The following is a 386-nucleotide window of genomic DNA, read 5'->3' as shown; positions in this document are numbered from 1 at the left end:
AAAGGTGAAAACATGTCTAGTGAAAAATTAGCAAAAAAGATAGGTGACTAAAAAGTAGAATATAGTACTATAAATTGTATAATAGGTGGTTCTAATGGATGTAATGAGGATGTTAGAAATATTTCGGAATGTAAGCTAAGCTTTTCAAAGATGACATGTCACACATTAATTAATGAGATTAATATTAATAGAATAAGTTTATAGAGTAATATGTATAGAAAATAATATCAAATATCATAAATAGGAGGAGTTGAAATGTATACTATTGGAGATGAATTTGAATTAGATGTAAAGGACAGTTTAGATTAGTTTACGTGTATATGTGAATTTCCATATTCAGGAATCGAGTATTTAATTTGTGAAAATGAATATGGAATAAAAAAAGT

The 386-nt window shown here is 25.6% G+C and carries 1 protein-coding gene; it reads left to right on the top strand.

The features are described from left to right. Nucleotides 1-69: 69 nt before the first annotated feature. Entirely contained in the window at nucleotides 70-204 is a 135-nt protein-coding gene (locus tag AYC60_RS09535; RefSeq protein WP_414162571.1) for a hypothetical protein, read from the top strand. Nucleotides 205-386: the final 182 nt, after the last annotated feature.

This window comes from Streptobacillus felis, from assembly GCF_001559775.1.
Classification (GTDB): Bacteria; Fusobacteriota; Fusobacteriia; order Fusobacteriales; family Leptotrichiaceae; genus Streptobacillus; species Streptobacillus felis.
Note: the sequence above shows the minus strand (reverse complement) of the source record. Positions and strands in the feature narration are given on the sequence as shown.